The organism is Exiguobacterium sp. JMULE1, from assembly GCF_013337175.1.
GTDB lineage: Bacteria > Bacillota > Bacilli > Exiguobacteriales > Exiguobacteriaceae > Exiguobacterium_A > Exiguobacterium_A indicum.
Window position 1 is genome coordinate 2,065,098 of record NZ_SGWC01000002.1, and the last position, 25,480, is coordinate 2,090,577.

A 25,480-nucleotide genomic window follows, 5' to 3' on the forward strand; every position below is an offset into this window, starting at 1 on the left:
CTTCCCCATTATAATTGAAAATCCGCACCAGCGATAGCTGATGCGGATACTCTTTTAAGAAGCGCGTTTTGTACGACCAAGTGTCCGACCCTTCATGACGAGCCAGAGTTGCGCGGCGATGAAGATCGAAGAATACATCCCCATGATCAACCCGACAAGCAGGGCGAGACTGAATCCACGGATTGCTTCGCTACCGAAGATGTAGAGCGCTGCTGCTGTCATGACGACCGTGACGACGGTATTGATCGAGCGGATGATCGTCTGTTGGATTGATTCATTGACGATATGCGCCAATTCATCAAACGAGACTTTCCGACCACCTTTTTCAGCGAGTCCGAGATTTTCTCGTACCCTGTCGAACGTAACGATCGTATCGTTGACGGAATACCCGATGATCGTCAGGATTGCTGCGATGAAGTACAAGTTGACTTCGATCTGGAACAGCGAGAAGAATGCCACGATCATCAACGCATCATGTAGCAATGCGAGTACTGTCGCAATTCCGTATAACGGTTGGAATCGGAACGAGACGTAGATGACGATCCCGAGTGACGCGAGCAAGACGGCATAAATCGCGTTACGCGCGATTTCTTGACCAACTTGTGCGGAAACCGTCGAGATGCTCGGTTCCTTATCATACTGCGCTTCAATCGTTTGTTTCATTTCAGAAATTTGATCCTGACTAAATTCACCAACGAACGTGACGTTCGCTAACTTTCCGCCTTGAGCGAACTGAATGCCATCGATTTCTTCCGCATCGATCCCGGCATCTTCAATGACGGAGCGAACGTCCGCTTCCTTAATTTGATTCTCAGAAGAAATCTCGACGCGAGTTCCTTGCGTGAAGTCAATCCCAAGGTTCAGACCACGGAACGACAACAAGAGTACAGAAACGATGACAAGCGCGATCGTGATCGCGAAATAAATTTTTCGATGTTTGATGTAATCGAATTTCGTAGGATTAAAGCTCACGGATTTCACTCTCCTTTACACCGAACCATGATTTCTTCTTATCGAACCATCGGCTACTGACAAGGAGTTGCATCAGGTAACGTGAGACAAAGACGTTCGTGACGAACGTGACGGCGATCGAAACCATCAACATGATGGCGAATCCTTTGACCGTACTTGTACCAAAGTAGTACAACACGCCAGCAGAGATCAATGTCGTCAAGTTGGCATCAAGAATCGTACCGAACGAACGACGGTTACCGGCTTTGAATGCAGACAAGACGGATTTTCCACTTCGTAATTCATCCTTGATCCGTTCAGCGGTGATGATGTTCGCATCGACCGCCATCCCGACTCCAAGAACGAGTGCGGCGATCCCCGGTAACGTGAGGACGGCGTTGATCCCGTTAAAGAAGATCATGACAAGATAGATGTAGAACAGCAACGTGATGATCGAAACGAATCCAGAGATCCGGTAGAACAGTAGCATGAACAAGAAGACAGCGGCTACACCAATTGCTGACGCGAACAATGTTTGATCAAGTGCATCCTGTCCAAAAGCAGCAGAGACCGACGTCGAGTAGATTTCCTCGAGTTTGACCGGTAATGCGCCGGCGTTTAGGATTGACGATAATTGTTTCCCGTATGCGGCATCGATATCGCCACCAGAAATGATCGCTTTATCTGAGTTGATTGGTTCTTGAACAGATGCATCTGATACGATCTTTGAATTTGCTTTTTGAATTTCTTTTTCGTACGAATCACCTTTCTCGTAATCGAGCCAGATGACGAGACGATTCGCAGGTGGTTGCATTTGTGAAATCTTTTGAGTCACATCATAGAACTTTTGTTTTGATTTAAGTGAAAGTTCTACAAGCGGTTGGTTCGTTTGTGGATCGTATCCGACTTTTGCGCCTTTGGCTTTTAAATCCGATCCATCCAGTAACAACTTATTGTTGATGTCACGGAATGATAATTGTGCTGTCGAAGAGAGGATTTGACGCGCTTCCGTCTGATCCTTGACGCCAGCAAGCTGAACGCGAATCCGGTTATCGCCTTCGATCCGGATGTCTGGTTCAGAGACACCGAGGACGTTGACACGGTTCTCGATTGCCGTCAGCGTCGCACTCATCGCATTTTGATCGATGACGTCTCCTTCTTTCAGCGGTTGTACTTCATACAAGACTTCGAAGCCACCCTTAAGGTCAAGGCCAAGCTTCGTATCCTTCAACAACCATGACGATGTCGTACCAATCAGTACGAGCAACGCGATGACGACGATGAAGAATGTGGCAAGTTTCCCTTTCTTGATCATGCTACATTGTCCTTTCTCTAGTTCCCAGTATATTTTCAGACAACTTTGTTCTCCTATCCTAGCTTACAAAAGAAATGGTAATCTTAGCAAACGTTTTTCTCATATATAAACAGAAAAGACGCTCCGGAATCCGGAAAGCGCCTTTTCAATGCCTTATTCGACAGTTTCGTCGTCCATGACAGTCGTTGATTTTTTCGTCACTTCTGCGACAGCACTCCGGTTGAATGTCAATTGTGCATTACCTGACTTCAATGTCACCGTCATGTCGTCAACTTTTTGGACAACCCCGTGAAGACCACCGATCGTAACGATCGAGTCGCCGCGTGAGAGTTCATTTTGCATCTGACGCACTTGCTTCTGGCGTTTGTTCTGTGGACGGATCAACAAGAAATAGAACACCACGAAGATCAAGATCATCGGGAGGAATGTGATTAAGCCTTCCATCTGATTCAGCTCCTTTTATCATTCAAATCACGTTCATTATACCGTGAAAGAATTGATTTGTCAGACGATTTGTTAGAAATTCTTTGCATTCGGTAAATTGTAACCGTATTCTTCGAAGAATTCTTCCTTGAAATCGAGCAGACGATCCTCACGAATCGCTTGGCGAACGCCTTCCATCAACTTGACGAGGAAGTGAAGATTGTGTGTCGAACAGAGATGCAGACCGAACGTTTCTTGCGCCCGGATCAAGTGATGGATGTACGAACGCGAGTAATTCTTACACGCGTAGCAATCACATTTCTCATCGAGCGGACGGAAATCACGTGCATATTTCGCGTTCCGGACGACGAGACGTCCTTGTGATGTCATCAATGTGCCGTTTCGTGCGATCCGTGTCGGTAAGACACAGTCGAACATATCGATTCCGCGGATCGCACCCTCGATCAATGCGTCCGGTGAACCGACGCCCATCAAATAACGTGGTTTGTCTTCCGGCATGAGTGGTGTCGTGAATTCGAGCGCACGGTACATGACGTCTTTTGGCTCTCCGACCGAAAGACCACCGACCGCATAACCCGGGAAATCAAGGGCAACGAGGTCTTTTGCACTTTGGCGACGCAAGTCTTCGTATTCTCCGCCTTGGATGATACCGAACAGCGCTTGATCGTGTGGACGTTCGTGCGCAGCAAGACAACGTTCCGCCCAGCGGCTCGTCCGTTCGACTGATGCTTTCATGTACTCGTGAGAAGCTGGGTACGGTGGGCACTCGTCAAACGCCATCATGATATCTGAACCGAGTGCATTTTGAATTTCCATCGCTTTTTCCGGTGATAAGAACAATTTGTCCCCGTTCAAGTGGTTACGGAAATGAACACCCTCCTCAGAAATGTTCCGAAGATCAGCAAGTGAGAAGACTTGGAAGCCACCTGAATCCGTGAGAATCGCGCCATCCCAGTTCATGAATTTATGCAGACCGCCCGCTTCCTTGATGACATCATGTCCTGGACGCACCCAGAGGTGGTACGTGTTCGCGAGGATGATGTTCGCGTTCATGTCCTTGATTTGTTCCGGTGCCATCGTCTTGACCGTCGCTTGCGTTCCGACCGGCATGAAGACTGGTGTCTCGAAACTACCGTGCGGCGTGTGGACGATTCCTAACCGCGCTCCGGATTGTTTACATGTTTTGATATGTTCATATGTTACCGCGTGTTTTGTCATTAGTTTCGTTCCTCTCTCGTTAAGAACATCGCATCACCGAAGCTAAAGAAGCGATAGCCGTTTGCGACTGCTTCTTCGTAGGCATGCAGAATGTGTTCCCGTGTCGATAACGCGGACACGAGCATGATCAATGTTGATTTCGGTAAGTGGAAGTTCGTGATCAGACCATCAATCCCTTTGACTTCCTGACCCGGGAAGATGAAGATGTCCGTCCAGCCCGTTGCTTCGACGAAGTCGCCATGGTCGCGAATGACCGTCTCAAGCGTTCGTGTCGACGTCGTCCCGACCGCGATGATCCGTCCGCCTTGTTTTCGTGTTTCGCGTAGCAAAGCAGCTGAACTTTCCGGCAGTTCGTAATACTCACTGTGCATCTTGTGACTATCGACGTCGTCGACCGAGACAGGACGGAATGTGCCAAGTCCAACGTGTAACGTCAATGGTGCGATCCGAACGCCTTTCGCTTTAAGCGCTTCAAGCAACTCGGGTGTAAAGTGAAGACCAGCCGTCGGTGCTGCCGCACTTCCGCGTTCCCGAGCATAAACCGTCTGATAACGATCTTGATCCTCGAGTTGTTCATGAATGTACGGCGGTAGTGGCATCGTTCCGAGTTGGTCGAGCACTTCATAAAAAATGCCGTCATAGAAAAACTTCAGGATGCGTCCTCCGTCTTCAAGTGCTTCGACACACTCAGCACGAAGTAATCCGTCACCAAACGACAAAATCGTTCCTGGTTTGACGCGTTTTGCCGGTTTCGCCAGTGTTTCCCACACATCGTCACTCGTTTGCTTCAAGAGTAACAATTCGATCTTCCCACCTGTCTCTTCCTTCACACCAAAGAGACGTGCTGGTAAAACTTTCGTATCGTTGATGACGAGTGTATCACCTTCGCGGAAGTGATCGACGATATCATGGAAGTGTTGATGCTGAATCGCACCCGTCTCCCGATCGAGAACCATCAATTTCGAACTCGTCCGGTCGAGCAATGGCACTTGGGCAATTTGTTCTTCTGGTAAATGAAAATCAAATAAGTTTACATCCATTGGTTCAATTTCCTTCTTTCAGTCCTAAATGTTGGCGGGCGAACGGTGTTAAGACACGTCCGCGCGGAGTACGTTGTAAAAAGCCTTGTTGCAGTAGATATGGTTCATATACATCCTCAATCGTCTGCGCATCTTCCCCGATCGTCGCTGCGATCGTCTCAAGACCGACCGGACCACCGGCAAACCGTTCTGCAAGCGATCGTAGTAAACGATGGTCGACATCGTCGAGCCCAAGCGCATCGACATGCAAACGATCAAGTGCACTTGTCGCGAGCACGGCATCGATCTCGGTTTGATGGGCGACTTGAGCGAAATCACGGACACGCCGTAACAACCGATTCGCGACACGTGGTGTTCCACGTGAACGAAGCGCGATGGCTTCTGCAGCCAGACGATCCGCTTCGAATCCGAACAATCGTGACGTTCGGGTCACGATGGCAGACAACTCTGACATCGTATAATATTCAAGCTTCAGCGTCACGCCAAAACGATCGCGGAGCGGTGCCGATAACATCCCCGCACGCGTCGTTGCACCAACGAGCGTAAACGGTGGTAAATCAATTCGGACGCTGCGGGCGAGTTCACCTTGACCGATGACGATATCGAGACAATAATCCTCCATTGCTGGATACAGAATCTCTTCGATCGATCGACTCAATCGATGAATCTCGTCGATGAACAGGACATCGCCCGGTTCAAGCGATGATAGGATCGCCGCTAAATCACCCGGTCGTTCAATTGCAGGACCGGCTGTCGTCTTGATGCCGACCCCCATCTCGTTCGCAATGATCGTCGCAAGCGTCGTCTTCCCAAGACCCGGAGGACCGTAGAGAAGCACGTGATCGAGTGTTTCCTGACGAATTTTTGCCGCCTCGATGAAGACACTTAAGTTTCCTTTTGCTTTCTCCTGCCCGATGTATTGCTCGAGCGTCTGAGGACGCAGACTCCACTCTTCTTGATCTTCCGCATGGGCGGATTCTGACAAAATGCGCTCTTCCATGTCCTCACCTCACATTCAATAACAACTGGAGTGCCCGTTTGACATATTGATCCGTCGACAGGACTTCTGCCTGCAACGCTTTTTTGACTTTCTCGACTTCTCGGTCACTGTAACCAAGCGCCGTCAAGGCTTCACAAGCTTCATTCAGCTCAGCATTGCCTTGCGCGAACAAGCCTTCGCTCGGTACGTAATCCGGTGCGAGCTCGGCTAACTTTCCTTTTAGGTCGAGCGTCATTTGCTTCGCTGTTTTCTTGCCGACACCTGGGAATTTGACGAGATAACTTTCCTTCTCTTGTTCAATCGCTTCAACGAGCGCATCGACATTCCCTGATGCGACGATCGCGAGCGCTCCTTTCGGTCCAATTCCTGTGACCCCGAGCAACTTCGTGAACAAGGCACGCTCACGACGGGAACGGAATCCAAATAAGACTTCTTGGTCCTCACGGACATAATGATACGTATATACGATGATCTGTTCGTCTCCGGTCCGATAAAAAAACGGGTTCGGTGCTACGATCTTGTAGCCAATCCCGCCAACTTCTACCGTCACGAATTCCGCACAGACATAAGCGACTTCGCCGCGTACGAATTCTATCAATGTGGAACGCTCCCATCCTTAAACAAACTCTCGTGTTATTGTAGCATACATCTTCGTTTGGCTTCAAAGCGTTCTTCAGCAAAAATCAATACATATGTTCGCTCTCTCAATCCGAAGACAAAAAAGCGTGATCGTTCGCACGACCACGCTCCGATCCTCTATTTTACGAACGCGCAAGCATCCGGTCGAGCGCCAGCACGGCATGCCGCGTCGTCTCTGCATCTACCGTAATGATGTTGACCGGCTCACCGGCTTCGACTTGTTCGAGCGCCCACGCCAAGTGCGGTAAGTCGATCCGGTTCATCGTCAAACACGGACACATGAATGGATTGAGCGACACGATATCGAGTTCCGGATGCGTCGTCGCGAGTCGATTGACGAGATTCATCTCTGTTCCGATCGCCCACTTCGTTCCGGGAGCAGCCTGTTCGATTTGTTGAATGATGTACGCGGTGGATCCATTGAGATCAGACGCTGTCACGACTTCATGCGAACATTCCGGGTGAACGAGAATCTTTCGCTCCGGATCCGTCTTGCGGAACTGTTCAATCTGACCGACCGTGAATTTTTCATGGACCGAGCAGTGTCCTTTCCACAAGATGACGCGGACGTCCTGGTCTTCTCCATCAAAAACGAGTTCGTCCTTGATCGGATCCCAAATCGCCATCTGTTCTAACGGAATTCCGAGTGCGTGCGCCGTATTGCGACCGAGGTGTTGATCGGGCAGGAAGAATAAGATGTCGCGTTCAGCAAGCGCCCACTCAACCATCTGGACAGCATTTGACGACGTCACCGTTGCCCCACCGTGACGACCGACGAATGCTTTGATGGCTGCCGTCGAATTGACATACGTCAACGGTAAAATCGACTCCCCGAATCGTTCCGTCAAGATTGTAAAGGCGCGCTCCGTTTGCGTATCATTCGCCATATCTGCCATCGAACAGCCAGCACGCATGTCAGGCAAAACAACTGTATGTGACGCATCCGTCAGCATGTCTGCCGTCTCTGCCATGAAGTGGACACCACAAAAGACTGTATATTCCGCTTCTGTCATCTGCTTCGCGACTTGCGCGAGCTGGAGCGAATCTCCCGTCGCATCCGCGAACTGGACAACTTCATCCTTTTGGTAGTGGTGGGCAGGTAAGAACAAGCGACTGCCCATCCGTGCTTTGACCCCTTCAATGATCGCAATTAATTCTGCTTCCGATTGCTGTAAGTACGACGCCGGAATCCCCTCATGACGTAATAAGTCAAATGACATCTTTTTTTCCTCCTTCGATTTTCATACTGATATCAAGCGCTGTTGCTGAATGGGTGAGTGCCCCGAGTGAGATGACGTCTGCTCCGCTATCCGCGAAGTCTGATAACGTGTCTATCGTGATTCCGCCGGATAACTCGACCGTGATATGCGGTGGAATCAATTGCCGAAGCTGTTTGATCTCTGCTGGTGTCCGGTTATCGAGCATGATGATATCGACTTTTGCAGCCACTGCCTCCAGTACTTCCGCTTCCGTCTCGACTTCGACTTCGATTGGTGTCGTATGACCCGCGACACGTTTTGCTCGCGCCACCGCCTCTGTGATCGATCCCGCGACTGTGATGTGGTTATCCTTGATCATGACGGCGTCATCGAGACGTCCGCGATGACTATATCCACCCCCGACGCGAACGGCATGTTTTTCGAGCATTCGTAATCCAGGGGTCGTCTTTCGTGTATCCGTGATTCGGATTCGTCCTGCTGCTACCTCGACCGCTTGACGTGTCTTCGTCGCAATCCCAGATAAGCGTTGCACTAGGTTCAAGGCGACCCGTTCTCCGCTTAAAATGTCCTGTAACGAACCAGACCACTCGGCAAGGAGTGTTCCTCGCGTGACGATCGTCCCTTCCGCTACATGAATCGTCACGTCGACTTGTAAGAGATGTGCCATCTCCCGAATGATGTCGACTCCGCAAAAGACACCGTCTTCCTTTGCTAGAAAACGACCGGTCCCGCGTTCTTGTCCCGTCAGACATCCTTCACTCGTGATATCCCACTGTCCGATGTCCTCGATTAAAAATGCTTCCAGTTGTTGCCGTAACTGCCACTTGTTCAACGTTCTCATCCTCTCCTGTCAACCGACTTCGCGCCCCTTCAAGCAACAGACATGCCGTTACGTGACGTAATCGATTCTCTTCCGCTTCCTGTCCGGATTCGTCTAATGTCCAGCTTTTTAACTCTTCTAAACTATCTTCTATTTGCTTAACATCCATTTCGACACCAATGACCTGTGATAGACGGTCTGTTACGGAACGAAGTGTTCCCGGGCGTCGTTTCACTTGTTTTACTAAAAGTTCCGGTAACAACTCGAGCTGTTCTGCTACTGCTTTCCCCATAACAACACATTCAAGGAGCGAGTTCGACGCCAGACGATTTCGACCGTGTAGTCCAATCGATGCTGTCTCACCAACCGCGTAAAGTCCTTCGACATGCGTCTGCCCCGTCAGATCCGTTTCGATCCCACCCATCAAGAAATGGATGCCTGGTGCAATTTCAACGAGATCCGGATTTATGTTCAGTTTTTCACATTTTTCAACAAACGTTGGAAACCGTTTCGTCCGGTCGACGACGTTTGACGTATCGAGATAGACCGGTTCACATTTTCGCACCTCATGGATTCGTTTTGCGACTTCATCTCGCGCCGCTAAATCTTGCATCGGATGATCCGCCATGATCCGGTCACCATTTTTCGTTACAAGCGTCGCTCCTGCACCTCGTAGTGCTTCCGTGATCAAACCTTCCGAGCGACCAGCATGAACGAGTACCGTCGGATGATGCTGGATATAACCGAGATCACGAATCGTCGCCCCCGCTTCAAAGGCGAGTGCAATCCCGTCTCCTTGAATCAAAGGGTCATTCGTCGACGCCGCGAATAATCCACCCACTCCACCGGTCGCAAGAATCGTCGCGCGCGCCACAATCTCGATTGGCTCTCCCTCGCTATATCCGACTGCACCTACTACCTGCCCGTTGACTTGAATCAACTCCGTGATACACGTCTGCTCAAGAATCGGAAATGGTACTCGCGGCATCAACGTCTTCATGATCCGTTTACCAGTCTCGTCCCCGCCACAGTGATAAATCCGCGACAAACGATGCGCTCCTTCACGACCGAGCAAAAACTCTCCCTCGGATTGATCGAATGGAACGCCTTGTCGTAACAAGAATTCCATCGCCTCGGTTCCCGATCGAGTGACGTAATCGACGACGGACGGATTGATACGCCCTTTTGCTGCTTGGCATGTATCTTCAAAGTGATCACGATGATCGACTTCTGCATAAGCGGAAGCAATCCCACCTTGTGCTCGAACGGAATTTGTCTCAAACCGCGTGCCTTTTGTGACAAGCAACGCTTCCGTTCCGGGTGGAAGATGCAGAGCGACCGATATTGCAGCGAGCCCTGTTCCAATGATCAAAACATCCGTCTCAATCCTTTTATGTAAAGACATATGTTTTACACCTCTATATCTAAATGTTTACTATTGACTTGACAATAAGTTTGGCATACTTTTAGCTGAGTGACAAGACGAAAGGACAGGATTTTTTCATGATCTATCTCGATTACGCAGCGACGACTCCGCTGCATCCACAAGCACTCGATCATTATCAACAAGCCGCTCAGTCGTTCTACGGCAACAGTTCTTCTCTTCATGACATCGGTGGCAACGCTGAACGTTTACTCGAACGAGCTCGTCAGTATCTGATGCAACAATTGGCTCAACAAGAAGGAACCGTCATCTTTACAGGGAGTGGATCTGAAGCAAACTACATTGCTTTGACCCATCTGATGCGACAGAGTAACAAATCAGTTGTCTTGACACTTCGATGTGAACACGACTCGGTCTTGCTTCCGCTTGCGCGCTGGGCACAAGAAACACGACACCTTTCTTTATTACCGGACGGAACGTTCGATTGGGAACAATTCGTTGCAGCTTGTACGGATGAAATCGGTGTTGTCTCGATTCAACATGTCAATTCGGATACGGGTTTTCGCTTTCCGGTCGAACGGATTGCAGCATACTGTCAATCGCGCGAGATTCTGTTTCATTGCGATGGTGTCCAAGGATTTTTAAAAGATGCAATCAACATCGACGCTTTTGATGCCTACACGATGAGTAGTCATAAAGTGTATGGACCAAAAGGATTGGGCGCTTTGTACTTGCGGCGTCCGCTCTTCAGCCCTTATTACGAGGGACATCACGAATTCGGAATCCGCCCAGGCACAGTGGACGTTCCAGGAATTGCCGCCTTCATCGCTGCCTGTGAGGCGTCTCGCTTCGAAAATCCAGGAATCCAAGCTTCAAGCCGTCGATTTCGTGGTATGCTAAAAAAAACATTGTCTTCGTCTCGTTACACGATCATCGAGTCGCCGACGCAACTCGCTTCCATCTGCGCCATCCATACGAAGCAACGGGATGGTCAATACGCATTGCTCGCCTTGAATCGTGCTGGAATCGCGGTTTCCGCTGGTAGTGCTTGTCGTGCTGGAGAAAACGGTCCGAATGCGACATTACGTGCCATCGGCTTTGACGAATCAGCGGCTCACGGGTTGATACGACTCAGTTTTGGAAGACAGACGACGAACGAAGAAATCGAACAGTGCATTGATGTGTTGAACACGATCTCATGACACTGAAGAAAGGTAGGAGACATGATGGGGAAACGCATCTCCGGAGAAGAACGCCGGAAATCATTACTTCGTATGATTGAGGAAAGTGAGCAACCTGTCACGGGAACGGCACTGGCGAAACAAGCAGGCGTCAGTCGTCAAGTGATCGTGCAGGATTTATCTTTGTTAAAGGCAAAAGGATATCCTGTCATCGCGACAGCTCGAGGTTATTTAATCAATGATCCTGAAATCGACGGATCGAAATTACGTCGCAAGATCGTTTGTCGTCACGGCATCGATCAATTAAAGGATGAGTGTGACGCCATTGTTGACGAAGGGGTCGTCGTCCGCGATGTCATCATCGAACATCCCGTCTACGGCTTCATCACTGGAGAATTGATGCTAAAAAGCCGCCGGGATGTCCGGGTATTGCTAGAGAAGTTACATGAGACGCAAGCCACTCCACTCTCGAGCCTGACGGACGGAGTCCATATTCATACGCTTGAGGCTGATCATGAAGACGCACTGGAAGCCGCTATCGCTAAACTCGATCGTCTCGGAATTCTCGTTTCGGAACTCGATGTCTGAACATCAAAAAACCGCCTATTCCTAAGGAATAAGCGGTTTTTTTATCGTTCAATCGGTTCAAGTCGTGTCTCCGGCATCGTAGCAGGAGGATCGAACGTTGCTAAGACTTTGCGGACGCGTCGGTTTTCGATATGCAAGACGGTCAACGTGACACGTTCATAACGCATCGCCGTTCCGACGTCTGGCAATTGACCGCTCTCCTCCATGATCCATCCCCCAAGTGACTGGGCATCGGTGTCCGGCATCGTCAATTGAAATTGCTGACAGAAGTCTTCAATGTCATACTCCGCTAGACATTCGTATTGCTCTGGACCAATCCGTTTCGTATATTCCAACGATTCATCGTGTTCATCCCAAATCTCCCCGACGATTTCTTCTAAAATATCCTCAAGGGTGATCAGACCTGCCGTCCCTCCGAATTCATCAAGGACAACTGCCATGTGGGACTGCTTGACTTTGAGTTCCGGTAATAAATCCATCAATCGCGTCTGTGGTACGACGAACGATACCGGTCGAATCCATTCTCGGATATCAACGGAGCCGTTCTTCACGTATGCACGCAGAAAGTCCCGCTCCGATAATACACCAATGACGTGATCAATCGAATCTTTATAGACCGGTAGACGAGAATAGCCACCCTTTTGGACTTCTGCAATGATGTCTTCGAGCCGCGCATCAATATCGATCGCTTGAATATCCATCCGTGGCGTCAGCGCATCTTCGACCGTCGCATGTTGAAAATCAACTGCTTGATGAACGAGTTCAGCCTCTGCAAGCCCCATGATCCCTTCTTCCTGACTAATATCGACGAGTGCCTTGAGTTCCTGTTCGGTCACGAGCGGTCCTTTCGGATCAGCCCCAATCAATCGTAGCGCCAATTGGCGTAAGCGGAGTAACAGGAAAACGAGCGGTCGAAAGCACAGTAAGAAGAAACGCAGTGGACGTCCGATCAATAACACGTAACGTTCCGTATGTTCACGAGCATACGACTTCGGTATCAATTCTCCGAACAACAGCAACAGAAAAAACAGCGCAAGAAAGGCAACGGTTTGTGTTGCGATCGTCTCGACGAACTGGATGATCCACCAGCCACCAAATAAGATAAAGGCGACGTTGACGATCGTATTCCCAATCAAAATCGACGTCAGTGTCTCTTCGTAGCGTTGAAGTAAGCGAAACACACGGGACGCACGCGCGTCCCCTGCTTCCGATTGGTGCAACAACCGCAACCGATTGACACTCGCGAGTGCCGTCTCAGCTGAGGAAAAGAACGCAGATAACATGAGAATCGGAATTAACCAAACGACTGAAATCATGGGCAATGGGTCCACGATGCTTTCACACTCCGTTTCCTAATGGAATGAACCGCTTAGAATGATGACTCGACGAATTCGAACTCGAAATCACGGATACGAACGACATCGCCGTCGATCGCACCAAGACGACGCAACTCTTCGTCGACACCCATTTGACGCAGTGTCCGAGCGAAACGTTTAATCGATTCTTCACGCATGAAGTTCGTCATCGTGAAGAGTTTTTCGATGCGTGGTCCTTTGATGACGAAGCAATCGTCTTCATCTTTCGAAATCGTAAAGCCAGCTTCTGGTGCTTCGTAACCGTAGACGACACGTGGTGTCGCTGTTTTCTCTTCGAGTTCCTCAAGACCGAATTCTGGTGTCGCATCGACGAGGTCAGCGATTCGGAATAACAGATCGCGTAACCCTTGACGTGTTGCTGCTGAAATCTCGAATACTTCAAGCTCTGGGAAAGCTTCCTTGAAGGCTTCAAGATGTTCTGCCGCATCTGGCATGTCCATCTTATTCGCGACGACGACTTGCGGACGTTCTGTTAAGCGCAGATTATAGTCCGCGAGTTCTTTATTGATGATGTTGTAGTCTTCGATTGGATCGCGACCTTCCATCCCACTCATGTCGATGACGTGGACGATGACTTTCGTCCGCTCGACGTGACGGAGGAACTGGTGACCGAGTCCGACCCCTTCACTTGCGCCTTCGATCAATCCTGGCAAGTCAGCCATGACGAAACTACGGCTATCTTCCGTTTCGACGACACCGATGTTCGGTGTGATCGTCGTGAAGTGATATGCGCCGATTTTCGGACGTGCTGCTGAAACGACCGATAACATCGTTGATTTTCCGACGCTCGGGAAACCGACGAGACCGACGTCTGCTAGCATCTTCAGCTCAAGTTTCAAGTACTTCTCTTCTCCTGGCTCACCGTTTTCAGCGTGCTCAGGTGCTGGGTTGGCTGGTGTCGCAAAACGTGTATTCCCACGGCCGCCACGTCCACCTTTTGCGACGATCGCTTGTTGTCCGTGATGGACGAGGTCAGCGATGACTGCATTTGTATCGTCATCGTAGACGACTGTGCCCGGTGGAACCTTGACGATTAGATGCTCGGCTTTACGACCGTGCATCCCTTTTGACATGCCGTTTTCACCTTGAACCGCTTTAAAGTGACGTTTGTAACGGAAGTCCATCAATGTCCGAAGTCCTTCGTCAACTTCAAGGACGACGTGTGCCCCGTGACCACCGTCACCGCCGGCAGGACCGCCGTCCGGAACATATTTCTCGCGACGGAACGCTACTTGCCCACGTCCTCCGTCACCTGCTTTTACATAAATATTTACCTGATCGACAAACATGTCGGATCCCTCCTCTTACTTCTCTTCCTCAAACGGAAGACTTTCAATCTCAATCACACACTCATTTTCCGTCTGCGACTCGATTTCCATCGGCGTCACTAGATCCTCAAGGCGCGACATATCTAGTAGATCCCGATAGATCTCGATGGTCACGCCCTCGTGGAAGGTCACGGATACTTCACCTACTCCTACATCAATCATGGCGATGGCTGCTTCGACGAGTTGCTTCAGCCGCTCATCTTCCATGTGGGGTGCTCCGATGACATCATACGTCACAGTTTTGCCTGACCATTCAGCTTGCAGTAACGCCAGTGCGGTTTTCGGCAATCCGATTCGCGCTAGACGTCCTTCCCGAGATGCTTGCTCCCGGTACGCCGAACAAATCGACTCGACTGCTTGTTCGTCTCCGATCGCGCCATACGAACGGACGAGTTGTATCCGGTTCAACCACTCGTGACGAAGAGTCTTTAAAAGATCAAGTACCTGCTGTTCCTCCATCGGTCGTTCCCTCCTAAAAAAAACAGACCCTAACCCTCGAAAGTGGCTAGAGTCTGCTTCGTCGATCCTTATGCTGGGTAAACGCTGACTTGTTTCTTGTCGCGTCCGAGACGTTCGAAACGAACGACACCAGTTGCAGTTGCGAAAAGTGTATCATCGCCACCACGTCCGACGTTCATACCTGGGTGAATCTTCGTACCGCGTTGACGGTAGAGGATTGAACCAGCAGAAACAGTTTGACCGTCTGCACGTTTCGCCCCAAGGCGTTTCGATTGCGAGTCACGACCGTTCTTTGTCGAACCTACCCCTTTTTTCGATGCGAAGAACTGAAGATTAAGTTTCAACATGTGGAATCCACCTCCTATACTTGTTCAAGTTGGATAAACTCACCGTAACTTTCAGCGATGGTACCAAGTTGGACCAAAGTCGCTTCCAGTAACAATTGGGTGCGCTCACTGACATCCGGTGCTAAGTCAGCGTACGGTTCTACATAAAAGTAGCCACCCTCTTGTTGTTCTGCCATTTCAAGGAGCAGGACCTGCCCGAGTAATGCTTCTATGGCATTGTATGCCCCGAAGATCACCGACGAGACGCCGGCACAGACAAGGTCGAGACCTGGTTCTGCAAACTCGGCATGTCCTGTCACTTCGATGGAGCGGACGAGTTCCGCTTCATCTCGTCGAATCTTGACACGTATCATGGCTTACGCTTCGATTTTCTCGATGCGGACCTTCGTGTAAGGTTGACGGTGACCTTGCTTACGACGGTAGTTCTTTTTCGCTTTCATTTTGAAGACAGTGATCTTTTTCGCGCGAGCGTGTTTGATGACCGTTGCTACGACCTTCGCACCTTCTACGAGTGGAGCGCCGACTTTAACATCGTCACCACCAAGGATCAATACTTCACCAAATTCAACTGTGCTGTCGACGTCTGCGTTTAATTTCTCAACGTAGATTTCTTGGCCAGCTTCAACTTTGACTTGTTTACCACCAGTTTTGATAATTGCGTACATTACGTGCACCTCCTCTTAGGAACTCAGACTCGCCATCACGGGCAGCGAATGCTTTAAAACCCGGTCTGTGCGGTTGTAGTCATTTGGGTGCTTCCAAACGAACTAACGTTATTCAGAATACCAAACGTTCTTCTACCTTGTCAATGCTGTTCTGAAGGATTATTCCGATCGTTTGATGAAATCGAGACAGTCCTGTGACGACCCGGTGAACAGGACCGCTGGATCGCCTTCGAGCACATGGACTTCGAGCGGTTGACGAGAGATGAATTCGTCCTGCAACAGATGCCGTGGTGCGCGAATCACGGCTGCTTCCGCATAGGTCGCAATCTCAAGTAACTTCGGTTCAATCAAGCGATAGACACTCAATCGCGTCCACTGTCCGGATTCCTGCGAGCGTTCCTGTAGCGATTTCCCGTGACGTTGTCGTGTCAGTTCGCATAAACCCATCTTCGTAAACCCATAGACTTCGATTTGTTTCGTCTCGAGTGCCGCGCGCTCTTTGAGGAGCTGGGTCACCCGTGTCTGCCCCTTACTTGAACCACGCAGGAAATCGATCGCAATCATCCCGCTGATGTTGCGTAACCGCAATTGCCGCATGACTTCGACAGCAGCCGCTTCATTGATTTGATCAAACGTCCGCTTTTGTTCCTTGACGGAGATCGTCTTCCCACTGTTGACGTCGATGACAGTCATCGTCTCGACCTCTTCAATCAAGAGATACGCTCCTCCGTCAAGCCAGACGACCCGTTGCATCGCTTTCTCGATTGCGCCATCGATTGCTTCCATCTCGGGTAAGCGTCCTTTTCGTAGCGAGCGTTCGACGGACAGACCAAGCAATTCGAGTCGTTCCTTTTCCGGACGCGTCATGACGAGTGCATCAGTAACGTGTGGAAGTCGTTTCGCTTCTTGGACGATCAGTGCCTCATCTTGTTCAAGACGCGGCGCCTGCAAAAGTTCTTTGTGACGTGTCCGTAATGACTGCAGCTCTTGTTTCAATTCATCGATTGATGCTTTCGCTGCTTCCGTTCGGTAAAGAATTCCTTCTTCTTCTGTTGTCGTCAATTGCTCCGCCAGTTGACGCTGAACGACGAGATCCAGCTTCCGACTGAAACGGATGCGGCGACCGTATGGAAAATAGACAAGATAACGTCCACCATAGGTGATATTCTGCGTCACCTTGTGTTGTTTTGGTGCGACCCCTTCCTTGACGACCTGGACAAGTAACGTCTGTCCGACCTGGACGGCTTGTCCAATCGTCGGTACGTCCGGATAGCGGCGAAGTGCTTCCACCGTCTCATTCAGCGGTAAATAAAGCGGTGTACCGTCAGTCGCGATCAAAAAGGCTGCCCCGAGCGTCGGATGCAACCGGTCGACCTTGGCATAGACGAATGTGCCGACCCGGATCTCGTCACGCATCCGTTCATGATATTCAATCAATCGACCGCCTTCGACCAATGCTAATCGTTCAAGCGAAGCGGTCTGTTCACTAATCCATCGCATACTGATCCCTCCAAAAAAATTAGACTAGGCGCGACGATGTCGTCCTAGTCTAATTTCCCATTCTTATTTCATCCCAAGCATCTTCTTCAATTTGACGAAGAAGCCTTTTTGCGGTTGTTCATTTAAATCAAGCAGTGGCACGGATTCTCCAAGAATTCGGCGGGCGATGTTTCGGTATCCGAGTCCAGCCCGATTATCCGGATTCATCGTCACAGGCACACCACGGTGGGAAGCGGCGATGACTTCTTCATCATCGATGATCAGACCCAGGAGGTCGATCGAAAGAATACGCATGATCTCATCGATGTCGAGCATATCCCCCGATGCCATCATGTGTGAACGCACGCGGTTAATGACGAGTTTCGGAACGATGTTACGTTCTGAGCGCTCGAGCATCCCGATGATCCGGTCCGCATCCTGAACGGCTGCTTTTTCCGGTGTCGTCACGACGACGGCTTCATCGGCTCCGGCGATTGCATTCATGAAGCCTTGTTCGATTCCGGCAGGGCAGTCAATCAAAACAAAGTCGTATTCAAGTTTCAGTGTATCGATGATTGCCTTCACCTGTTCGGGTGTGACGGAGGACTTATCCTTTGATTGAGCAGCAGGCAACAGATACATCTCTTCAAAACGTTTATCGCGGACGAGCGCTTGGTGCAACTTACATTGCCCCGTCACGACGTCAACGATGTTATAGATACTCCGGTTATCGAGACCAAGCACGATATCCAGATTGCGTAACCCGATATCCGTATCGACGAGACAAACCGAATGTCCCATCAATGCAAGTGCTGTTCCAATGTTCGCAGTCGTCGTTGTCTTACCGACACCGCCTTTACCGGATGTGACGACGATGGCGCGTCCCATATTCGTCTTCGCCTCCATATGTACCTGTTCTTTCACTTGTTCCATATCCGTCACCCTCTTTCACTATCAATCGCAAACTGATCCATCCGCGCGAGCGGAACGGTTTGAAGGCGGGAGAATTCGACCCCGTCTTCACCTAAAAATGCACAACCCATATCGAGAGCAGGAATCGGTGCGTCCTCCGGTTCCTCATGGACGGTGCCAGCGACCGCAATCCACTTCGGTTGCAACACGCTCGCCGCGATGACGGCTTCCGTATTGCCACCTTTCCCCGCATGAACGGTCCCCCGTAACGCACCGAGACAATAGATACTTCCTGTCGCATGGACGACCGCCCCCGGATTGATATCTCCGATGATGACAATCGAGCCTTCGACGTCTAATACGTGCCCACTGCGTGCCGTGCCACCGAAATAGTGGAACGTTCGCTCTCCGTACAAGGCTTTTGCCTCGTCCTTCGTGATGCACTCACTGTCATAACCTTTGAAAGAGAAGGAATCATGTCGCGCGACGATAGATTCGACGGCCGTCAACACCCCTTCATCGACATAACGTCGACCGAAGAAGAAGGTGATCGGTACGGCGCGTCCGTTCTCGACGGATTTGTCCGCAAGCGTCAACTCTAAATCGTCAAGAAATTCATCCACACTGCACCTTTCATTCACATAGACGGCGAGGCCACCACGATGACCTTTCATCGTTACATAACGTTTACGCTCAATCATGACTCATCCTCTTTTCTCGTCAAGGGTCGACTGCACGAGTCGGGTCATCGGATAATACAGGATGATGATCCCGATCAACTGCGCAACCAGACTCCTTGGAATGATCTGTGTCGCGAGTTCCTGGAAGGATACCCCGACACCAACGACCGAAGCCGTGAAGAAATATATATCGAGTTCATACAAAATGGCACTGAACGTGAACGTGACAAGAATCGTTAATACGTTCTCCTTTACATATTTTAGCACGAAGCTACTAAAAAGCGGAATGGCGGATAACGCAAATAAGTAAATGCCGATGATATCCGAATAGACGAAATCATACAACAATCCGAAGACGAGTCCGAATCCGAGTGCCTGTTCGAGTTTTCCATATCGACCAAGGAACATCAAACCGATCAATGTCGCATGAATGACATACGGCGATCCATCTCCGAGAGGTCCTGCGAACAGCGTTCCTTCCAAGATGAAAAGAAGGAACACGGCGAAAAACAACTTAACGTTATTCACGAGTGTCCCCTCCCTTATCGGTCTCAGCGAAAGGTTCCTTCGCTTCGCGTTCAATCACGAAGACATGACCGAACTGTTCGAAGTCTGCTGCCGGTTTGACGTATGCGATTTTTGAAGCCCCATACTGATCGGATTTCACTTCCGTGATTTTTCCGATGACGATCCCACTCGGATACTTTCCACCAAGACCTGACGTCGTGACGGTCTGCCCTTTTTTCAGCTTCGCGTCGTTCGGAATTTTCGTGAACTTGAGTAATTTCGTTTCTTCATCAAACCCCTCGATCGTACCGAAAACACCTTTTCCCTTCGTATCGTCAGCCGTTGCCGAGACGTTATTCGTCCGACTCGTATCCGACATCAACTGTACGAGAGACGTATAGGCGCTCGCTTGGATGACGCGACCAATTAGTCCGTCTGCTGTTACAACGGCCATGTTCGCCTTGACACCCTTTTGTTCACCGATGTTGATCGTCACGAACCGTTGCCATTCAGATGCCGTCCGACCAATCATCTCTGCCGGTAACAACTTGTAGTCGCGGATCGATCCGTTCAGGTCGAGCATATCCTTCAATTCTTTATTCTCACGCTCAAGATCACGGACTTTGACCGCATTACCAGCATAGTCATTCAATCGTGATTTCAAGTGTTCGTTCTCTTTGTAAACGTCACGCACTTCTCTAATCGAAGTGACCGTATCATCAATCCAGCCAATCGGTGTCGCGAAAAGGCGTTGACCGACGCCCGCGGTATCACGCACGAAGCTTTGATACCAGTGGGATTGGTTACGCCCTTGCAGCGAAATGCCGATCAAAATCACCAAAAGGAGAAAACTAAGGAGTGTGATGAGCAGTTTTCGATTGTTTAAAAATCGCTTCATCGCTCATCCCATCCTTATCTTTTTTGCGAGATGCCTGATTTCGAACGAAGGACATTCATCATCTCGAGTGATTTTCCTGTACCGATTGCGACACAATCGAGTGCATTTTCTGCAACGAGTGTCAAAATACGTGTTTCGTCTTCGATGACAGCATCGAGGTTCTTTAAGAGAGCCCCACCGCCAGTCAGAACGATACCGCGGTCCATGACGTCTGCTGATAATTCAGGAGGTGTCTGCTCAAGCGTGTGCTTGACACCCGCAAGAATCGCATCGACCGTATCTGAAAGTGCATCACAAATTTCGGCACTTGTGACTTCAATCTGTTTTGGAAGACCTGTCACGAGATCGCGTCCACGGATCTCCATCGTTTCATTTTCTGATTCTTCATCGATGCGTGCGTAACCGATTGTCATTTTCAACGTCTCAGCTGTCCGCTCCCCGATCATCAGGTTGTACTTCGACTTGATGTAACGAATGATGGATTCATCCATCTCGTCTCCACCGACACGAATCGATTGACTCGTGACGATACCACCGAGTGAGATAACAGCAACTTCCGTCGTACCACCACCGATATCAACGACCATCGAGCCTGTTGGTTCTGAAACCGGAAGACCTGCACCGATTGCTGCTGCAAATGGTTCTTCAATCGTGTACGCTTCACGCGCTCCCGCAAGTTTCGCTGCATCTTCAACCGCACGTTTTTCGACCGATGTGATCCCACTTGGTACACAGATCATGACGTTTGTTTTTGAAGAGAACAAACCTTTTTTCTTCGAAGCTTGATCCATGAAGTATTTGATCATCGTAGCGGTTGTTTCATAATCCGCGATAACCCCGTCTTTCATCGGGCGTCGTGCTGTCACGTTACCCGGCGTACGACCGATCATGTTTTTCGCTGCGTTACCGACCGCTTCAATTTTTCCTGTATCCGTACGGAAAGCGACGACGGACGGTTCGCGGACGACGATTCCTTGCCCCTTTACATACACGAGCGTGTTAGCCGTACCTAAGTCAATGCCGATTTCACGGCTGAATGATCCAAACATTATTCAAAAAACCCCTCTCTGAGAATACACTTCACTAATTATAACGGAAAAGCCTTCATTGGAAAGCGTTAAAACGTTACAGCTTGTTTACAGTTCGCCTTAGAAAACACACAAAAAAACGTCTGATGGAAAGAAACGAAACTTTCCCTTCAGACGTTATTCTTACATAAATCCGCGCTGTTTCATACTAATAAATTGTCCGTGCCCGATGATGATGTGGTCAAGACAACTGATTCCAATGAGCCGTCCTGCCTCAACGAGCCGCTCTGATACCTCGATATCCTCTCGACTCGGTGTCGGATCACCCGACGGATGATTATGCACAGCGATGAAATTCGCAGCCGAACAACGAATCGCTTCCCGGAAGACGTCACGCGGGTGGACGATCGACGTGTTCAATCCTCCAATGAATAACGTTTTTTTCGAAACGACCTCATTTTTCGTATTCAAATACAGACAGATGAAGTGTTCTTGTTGATAAAGACGCATCTCTTCTAACAACAGCTCCGCTGCGTCTTCCGGTGAACGAATCGTTGGTCGCACCCACTTCGGTTCCGTGACGAGACGACGACCCAGTTCTAGTCCCGCCATGATTTGTAATGCCTTCGCCTTTCCGACCCCTGGTGCTTTTTCGAGTCCTCCGACTCCAGCCGCTTCGAGTTCGATCAGCGAAGGATAGATATGCAGTAATTCTTCCGCGATTTCAAGCGGGGTCCGGTCCCGTGTCCCACTTCGGACAAGACACGCGAGCAGTTCGACTGTCGTCGCTTGTGCCAAGCCTTTCAACTGAACCATATCCTTCGGCCATTCAATCACAGCATCCGACCTCTCTGTTTCAGAATTACGCAAACATCGGCTTGATTTTAAACGACGCGAGACGTTTCGTGATCTCGTGTATGGGCAATCCAACGACATTATAATAATCGCCCTCAATCGCCTCGACGAATAGCCCTCCCATCGCTTGGATACCATAGCCACCCGCTTTATCGTAAGGCTCGTTCGTCGCGATATACCCTTCGATCCACTCGTTTAACAATGCACCAAAACGAACGTGTGTCGTCACGTCGAACGTCTCCTCCTTTTCACCAAAGCGAATCGTCACGCCTGTCACGACTTCATGAGCGCGTCCTGACAGACGCGCAAGCATCGCCCGTGCCTCAGAACTATCTGCTGGCTTCTCAAGAATCATGTCATCAATCGCGACGACCGTATCCGCAGCCAAAATGACGCCGTCTATCGTAATCGCTCTCGCTTTCTTTTGCGATAGATAACGGACGTACTCATGCGGTGACATCGGAAATGGTGCCTCTTCGACGACATTCGCAGGTACGACTTCGTGAGGGATTCCAATTTGCTTTAGAAGTTCCGTCCGGCGTGGTGAAGCCGAGGCAAGGATCAAGTGTGGTTGCGTTACCATTAGTATCACGTTCTTTCCCGTTAATTTCGAATCGGATAATTCGAGTCATCGTATAGTCTAACAAAAAACAAGCGGTCCCTAACAGAGTAGGAACCGCCAAACTCATCTTAATTTCCTGTCACATCGACAAATGGATCTGACTTTGGTGTTTTTTCTTTAAGCGGCGTCTGTTTATCAGGCGTCAACTTCGTTAAATCCGGACGGTAATACGATTCAATTTCGACTGTGAAAGATAGCATTTCGTTTTCCAATTGAATTGCGCCACCGCCAGGTCCTTGTTCTTCTGGACCAGTCAACTGAATCTGTCGAAGAATCGTAATGCGATCTGTTCGCTCAATTTGTTTCAAGAAGGCCATCAATTCAAGATATGACGGTGCTTCAATCGTCAAAGAAGCTGGTAACGGTGTCGCATTTGCTGCGGGAGTAGTCGCTGTAGGCGTTGTCGCTTGATCCGATTCGGTCGCCATCGCTCCGTCAACAGCCGGTGTGGACGTTACGGGAGATTGTGGTGTAGTCTCTGTCGACTGACCGAAAGTAATCGACTGCACTTTTACTCCAGCAATCTGACTTGCTGCGTTGATCGCATCGATGACATCATCATTCGATGCAGTCACCGGAACTTTTTGTTGTAGGAAACTCGATTCTGCCACGTCCACTTTTTGCTCATTTGCTTTTGCTTGCTCTAACGCCATTTGCTCTCGTTTGAGTGTCGCCTCTTTTTGTTGCAAGGTTTGATGTGTCATATACGTCGTATATCCAAAATACCCAATGCCACCTAAAACGATGAGAATTGATAAAAAGAGAAGGAGGTAACTGCTATATCGCTTCAATTTTCAGGCACCTCCTCAACTTCTGTCGAGATGACTTCTCCTGAAGGATCATCCGGTGTTTGACCGTCCCCTTCAATTTCTGGCTCAGATGGCTTATCTTCTTTCGGTACTGCCGGGTCTGCCTCATTGGTCTCTCCCTTAACAACCTCCTCAGGATTGACATCCATAGAAAACTGACCGATATATCGCGGTTCTTCTGTCTTCGTGTCATCATTCGGAGTAATTTCCGTCGTTGGAATCTCTTGACCGGTCGCCGGATCAACAGTTGTCGTTGTCACGACATCTGTTTTTTCATTCATCGTTTTTGTCGTAACGCTTGCCAGTGTCGTACCGGAGAACACTTTATCGGTCAGCAACTCTCGGTAAAAATCATTCAGCTCATCGAGTGTCTCAAACTGAGCCGTCATAGCAACGGTATCATCCGCTCCATATGCGTACTGAAGAATGTATCCGCGTTCCGGTAAGTAACGTGTGATTCGCTCAAGTGTTGGAACAGCTGGCTTAGGTGCTTCTTCTAGCGACTCGACCGTCTGTTTCAATTGAACGACTTCTTGTTTAGACGACTGATCGGATTCGGATTGTAATTGTCGGACGATTTGAATCTGATCGTCTACGGATTCCACTCGGTTAGCGAACTGATCCGTTTGCCAATATAAATAACCACCAATCAATCCACCAAATAATAATAAAATCAGCGAAGCGACAAGCGGATATTTCGGTGCCTCGTCACTTTCCGGTAAAAGATTGATACGATCTGGTCGCGCAGTGGCTAGACCGACGATCGGTAAGTAAATGCGTGGAACCGATTGACTATCGATCGTCATCATGTCCGGTACTTCATCTAACTGAAGATCAAAGTTCGTTCGGAATCGTGTCGCTAATTCATCTCGAAACGGGAAGTCTCCCGCAAGGACAACCGTCTTGATTTCGCGGCTTTCTCGAGCGAGCGAGAAGCGGTAAAAGTCTAGCACACGCGAAAATTCTAACAGCATTTCATCCAAGACGAGTTCGACTGTCTGATCATCTGATCGATAGCGATAATGCAATTGATCCTCGATCACGTCTACATCCCAAGCATCTGCCGAAAACGTATCCACTGAGCGAATCAGGCGTGGTACACGATCTTCGATGATAATCAATTGATGGTTCGTCGCGTTCGCATTCCAAATCAGTAGCGTATCGGTATCTGCTGCCGGATAGTGCGCTTCAAGACCAAAGTAGGTAGACAGTGGTTGCGGTTCCGCTGCCACTAATCGAAGGTGCTTTTGTTTAAACAATTGCGTATATTGTTTCAGTGCTTCATTCGGTGCTGCATACAGCATGATTTCACGCTTTTCACCATCTGCAAGGACAGTATAGTCGAAGTATGGTTCTTCAAAAGGAAGGACAATGCTATGACCAATCTCCATGAATAAATAACCCCGGATCTGATTCGTCGCAATCGTCTCCGGAATATCGAGTTTCCGCGCAAGGACGAGTGAACCATCCAGCGCGAGAACGGCTTTAGATCCGCGAGGAACTTTCAACTTCGTCAATAGACTATCAAAAATCAGATCGAGCGACGCTTCCGGTTGAAGCCATCCACCCTGTAACGTACCTGCCGGCAGAGATACGACAGCACGTCGTTTCAAGACCCCTTTTTTGACAACCGCACCAAAAATAGCGACGTCCGTAAAATTAAAATAAACATATGTACCTTTACGCCGTTGCGTCATATGTACGTTCTTCCTTTC

Annotated in this window: 26 protein-coding genes, 1 pseudogene and 1 other annotated feature; of the genes and pseudogenes, 2 read left to right on the top strand and 25 right to left on the bottom strand. The window is 49.5% G+C overall.

Going from position 1 to position 25,480, the window contains the following annotated elements; translation table 11 throughout:
• Window positions 1–54 precede the first annotated feature (54 nt).
• The 9 genes and pseudogenes from secD to EXW93_RS11195 all read right to left on the bottom strand — a co-directional run bounded on the left by secD (window position 55) and on the right by EXW93_RS11195 (window position 10,052).
• Window positions 55–2,266 (bottom strand): annotated as a pseudogene (secD, locus tag EXW93_RS16300) (protein translocase subunit SecD).
• Between the two features lie 153 nt (window positions 2,267–2,419).
• Window positions 2,420–2,710 (bottom strand): preprotein translocase subunit YajC, encoded by a 291-nt coding sequence (gene yajC, locus EXW93_RS11160; RefSeq protein ID WP_029342244.1) that lies wholly within the window; start codon window positions 2,708–2,710, stop codon window positions 2,420–2,422.
• A gap of 72 nt (window positions 2,711–2,782) precedes the next feature.
• Window positions 2,783–3,928: a tRNA guanosine(34) transglycosylase Tgt gene (gene tgt, locus EXW93_RS11165; RefSeq protein WP_029342245.1), complete on the bottom strand. Its 1,146-nt coding sequence runs from the start codon at window positions 3,926–3,928 to the stop codon at window positions 2,783–2,785.
• The gene (gene queA, locus EXW93_RS11170) at window positions 3,928–4,968 is read right to left on the bottom strand and encodes a tRNA preQ1(34) S-adenosylmethionine ribosyltransferase-isomerase QueA (protein WP_023468934.1); all 1,041 of its coding nucleotides are present in this window, start codon (window positions 4,966–4,968) and stop codon (window positions 3,928–3,930) included. Before queA ends, tgt begins: the two co-directional genes overlap by 1 nt.
• Before the next feature lie 4 nt (window positions 4,969–4,972).
• The gene (ruvB, locus tag EXW93_RS11175; RefSeq protein WP_023468935.1) at window positions 4,973–5,968 is read right to left on the bottom strand and encodes a Holliday junction branch migration DNA helicase RuvB; all 996 of its coding nucleotides are present in this window, start codon (window positions 5,966–5,968) and stop codon (window positions 4,973–4,975) included.
• 4 nt (window positions 5,969–5,972) lie between these two features.
• The gene (gene ruvA / locus EXW93_RS11180) at window positions 5,973–6,566 is read right to left on the bottom strand and encodes a Holliday junction branch migration protein RuvA (RefSeq protein WP_023468936.1); all 594 of its coding nucleotides are present in this window, start codon (window positions 6,564–6,566) and stop codon (window positions 5,973–5,975) included.
• A gap of 163 nt (window positions 6,567–6,729) precedes the next feature.
• The gene (nadA, locus tag EXW93_RS11185) at window positions 6,730–7,827 is read right to left on the bottom strand and encodes a quinolinate synthase NadA (protein ID WP_023468937.1); all 1,098 of its coding nucleotides are present in this window, start codon (window positions 7,825–7,827) and stop codon (window positions 6,730–6,732) included.
• Entirely contained in the window at window positions 7,817–8,659 is an 843-nt protein-coding gene (gene nadC, locus EXW93_RS11190; RefSeq protein WP_023468938.1) for a carboxylating nicotinate-nucleotide diphosphorylase, read from the bottom strand. Before nadC ends, nadA begins: the two co-directional genes overlap by 11 nt.
• The gene (locus EXW93_RS11195) at window positions 8,583–10,052 is read right to left on the bottom strand and encodes an L-aspartate oxidase (RefSeq protein WP_055968705.1); all 1,470 of its coding nucleotides are present in this window, start codon (window positions 10,050–10,052) and stop codon (window positions 8,583–8,585) included. Before EXW93_RS11195 ends, nadC begins: the two co-directional genes overlap by 77 nt.
• A 98-nt stretch (window positions 10,053–10,150) precedes the next feature.
• On the opposite strand from EXW93_RS11195, the gene EXW93_RS11200 reads away from it, so the two are divergent.
• Both EXW93_RS11200 and EXW93_RS11205 read left to right on the top strand, forming a co-directional pair.
• On the top strand, window positions 10,151–11,233 hold the full coding sequence (locus tag EXW93_RS11200) for a cysteine desulfurase family protein (RefSeq protein WP_023468940.1): 1,083 nt from the start codon (window positions 10,151–10,153) through the stop codon (window positions 11,231–11,233).
• A gap of 24 nt (window positions 11,234–11,257) precedes the next feature.
• Window positions 11,258–11,800 carry a transcription repressor NadR gene (locus tag EXW93_RS11205; RefSeq protein WP_055968707.1) on the top strand — a complete coding sequence of 181 codons (543 nt, stop codon included), beginning with the start codon at window positions 11,258–11,260 and terminating at the stop codon, window positions 11,798–11,800.
• A 41-nt stretch (window positions 11,801–11,841) separates the two neighbouring features.
• On the opposite strand, the gene EXW93_RS11210 is transcribed toward EXW93_RS11205, so the two are convergent.
• From EXW93_RS11210 to EXW93_RS11285, 16 genes are all read right to left on the bottom strand, one after another.
• Window positions 11,842–13,116, bottom strand: coding sequence for a hemolysin family protein (locus EXW93_RS11210; RefSeq protein ID WP_074668414.1), 1,275 nt, complete (start codon window positions 13,114–13,116; stop codon window positions 11,842–11,844).
• 53 nt (window positions 13,117–13,169) lie between these two features.
• On the bottom strand, window positions 13,170–14,465 hold the full coding sequence (gene obgE / locus EXW93_RS11215) for a GTPase ObgE (protein ID WP_023468943.1): 1,296 nt from the start codon (window positions 14,463–14,465) through the stop codon (window positions 13,170–13,172).
• A gap of 15 nt (window positions 14,466–14,480) precedes the next feature.
• On the bottom strand, window positions 14,481–14,963 hold the full coding sequence (locus tag EXW93_RS11220) for a Spo0B domain-containing protein (protein ID WP_023468944.1): 483 nt from the start codon (window positions 14,961–14,963) through the stop codon (window positions 14,481–14,483).
• 68 nt (window positions 14,964–15,031) lie between these two features.
• The gene (gene rpmA / locus EXW93_RS11225; RefSeq protein WP_012370976.1) at window positions 15,032–15,310 is read right to left on the bottom strand and encodes a 50S ribosomal protein L27; all 279 of its coding nucleotides are present in this window, start codon (window positions 15,308–15,310) and stop codon (window positions 15,032–15,034) included.
• A gap of 14 nt (window positions 15,311–15,324) precedes the next feature.
• Window positions 15,325–15,663: a ribosomal-processing cysteine protease Prp gene (locus tag EXW93_RS11230; protein WP_023468945.1), complete on the bottom strand. Its 339-nt coding sequence runs from the start codon at window positions 15,661–15,663 to the stop codon at window positions 15,325–15,327.
• A gap of 3 nt (window positions 15,664–15,666) precedes the next feature.
• On the bottom strand, window positions 15,667–15,975 hold the full coding sequence (rplU, locus tag EXW93_RS11235; RefSeq protein WP_012370978.1) for a 50S ribosomal protein L21: 309 nt from the start codon (window positions 15,973–15,975) through the stop codon (window positions 15,667–15,669).
• A 15-nt stretch (window positions 15,976–15,990) separates the two neighbouring features.
• Window positions 15,991–16,060: a sequence feature (ribosomal protein L21 leader region), on the bottom strand.
• A 74-nt stretch (window positions 16,061–16,134) separates the two neighbouring features.
• Entirely contained in the window at window positions 16,135–17,475 is a 1,341-nt protein-coding gene (locus EXW93_RS11240) for a ribonuclease E/G (protein ID WP_058264755.1), read from the bottom strand.
• Between the two features lie 63 nt (window positions 17,476–17,538).
• Window positions 17,539–18,342, bottom strand: coding sequence for a septum site-determining protein MinD (minD, locus tag EXW93_RS11245; RefSeq protein ID WP_029342255.1), 804 nt, complete (start codon window positions 18,340–18,342; stop codon window positions 17,539–17,541).
• Between the two features lie 50 nt (window positions 18,343–18,392).
• The gene (locus tag EXW93_RS11250) at window positions 18,393–19,067 is read right to left on the bottom strand and encodes a septum site-determining protein MinC (protein WP_023468948.1); all 675 of its coding nucleotides are present in this window, start codon (window positions 19,065–19,067) and stop codon (window positions 18,393–18,395) included.
• A gap of 3 nt (window positions 19,068–19,070) precedes the next feature.
• Window positions 19,071–19,574 carry a rod shape-determining protein MreD gene (gene mreD / locus EXW93_RS11255; protein WP_023468949.1) on the bottom strand — a complete coding sequence of 168 codons (504 nt, stop codon included), beginning with the start codon at window positions 19,572–19,574 and terminating at the stop codon, window positions 19,071–19,073.
• A complete protein-coding gene (gene mreC / locus EXW93_RS11260) occupies window positions 19,567–20,451 on the bottom strand; it encodes a rod shape-determining protein MreC (RefSeq protein WP_023468950.1) in 885 nt (294 codons plus the stop codon). The genes mreD and mreC overlap by 8 nt, the downstream gene beginning before the upstream one ends.
• A gap of 14 nt (window positions 20,452–20,465) precedes the next feature.
• On the bottom strand, window positions 20,466–21,500 hold the full coding sequence (locus EXW93_RS11265) for a rod shape-determining protein (protein ID WP_023468951.1): 1,035 nt from the start codon (window positions 21,498–21,500) through the stop codon (window positions 20,466–20,468).
• Between the two features lie 162 nt (window positions 21,501–21,662).
• Window positions 21,663–22,295, bottom strand: a complete 633-nt coding sequence (gene radC, locus EXW93_RS11270; protein WP_050677672.1) for a RadC family protein — start codon at window positions 22,293–22,295, stop codon at window positions 21,663–21,665.
• Between the two features lie 46 nt (window positions 22,296–22,341).
• Window positions 22,342–22,917, bottom strand: a complete 576-nt coding sequence (locus EXW93_RS11275; protein WP_023468953.1) for a Maf family protein — start codon at window positions 22,915–22,917, stop codon at window positions 22,342–22,344.
• 107 nt (window positions 22,918–23,024) lie between these two features.
• Window positions 23,025–23,747: a hypothetical protein gene (locus tag EXW93_RS11280; RefSeq protein ID WP_023468954.1), complete on the bottom strand. Its 723-nt coding sequence runs from the start codon at window positions 23,745–23,747 to the stop codon at window positions 23,025–23,027.
• Window positions 23,744–25,462 carry a type IV pilus biogenesis protein PilM gene (locus EXW93_RS11285; protein ID WP_023468955.1) on the bottom strand — a complete coding sequence of 573 codons (1,719 nt, stop codon included), beginning with the start codon at window positions 25,460–25,462 and terminating at the stop codon, window positions 23,744–23,746. Before EXW93_RS11285 ends, EXW93_RS11280 begins: the two co-directional genes overlap by 4 nt.
• Window positions 25,463–25,480 lie beyond the last annotated feature (18 nt).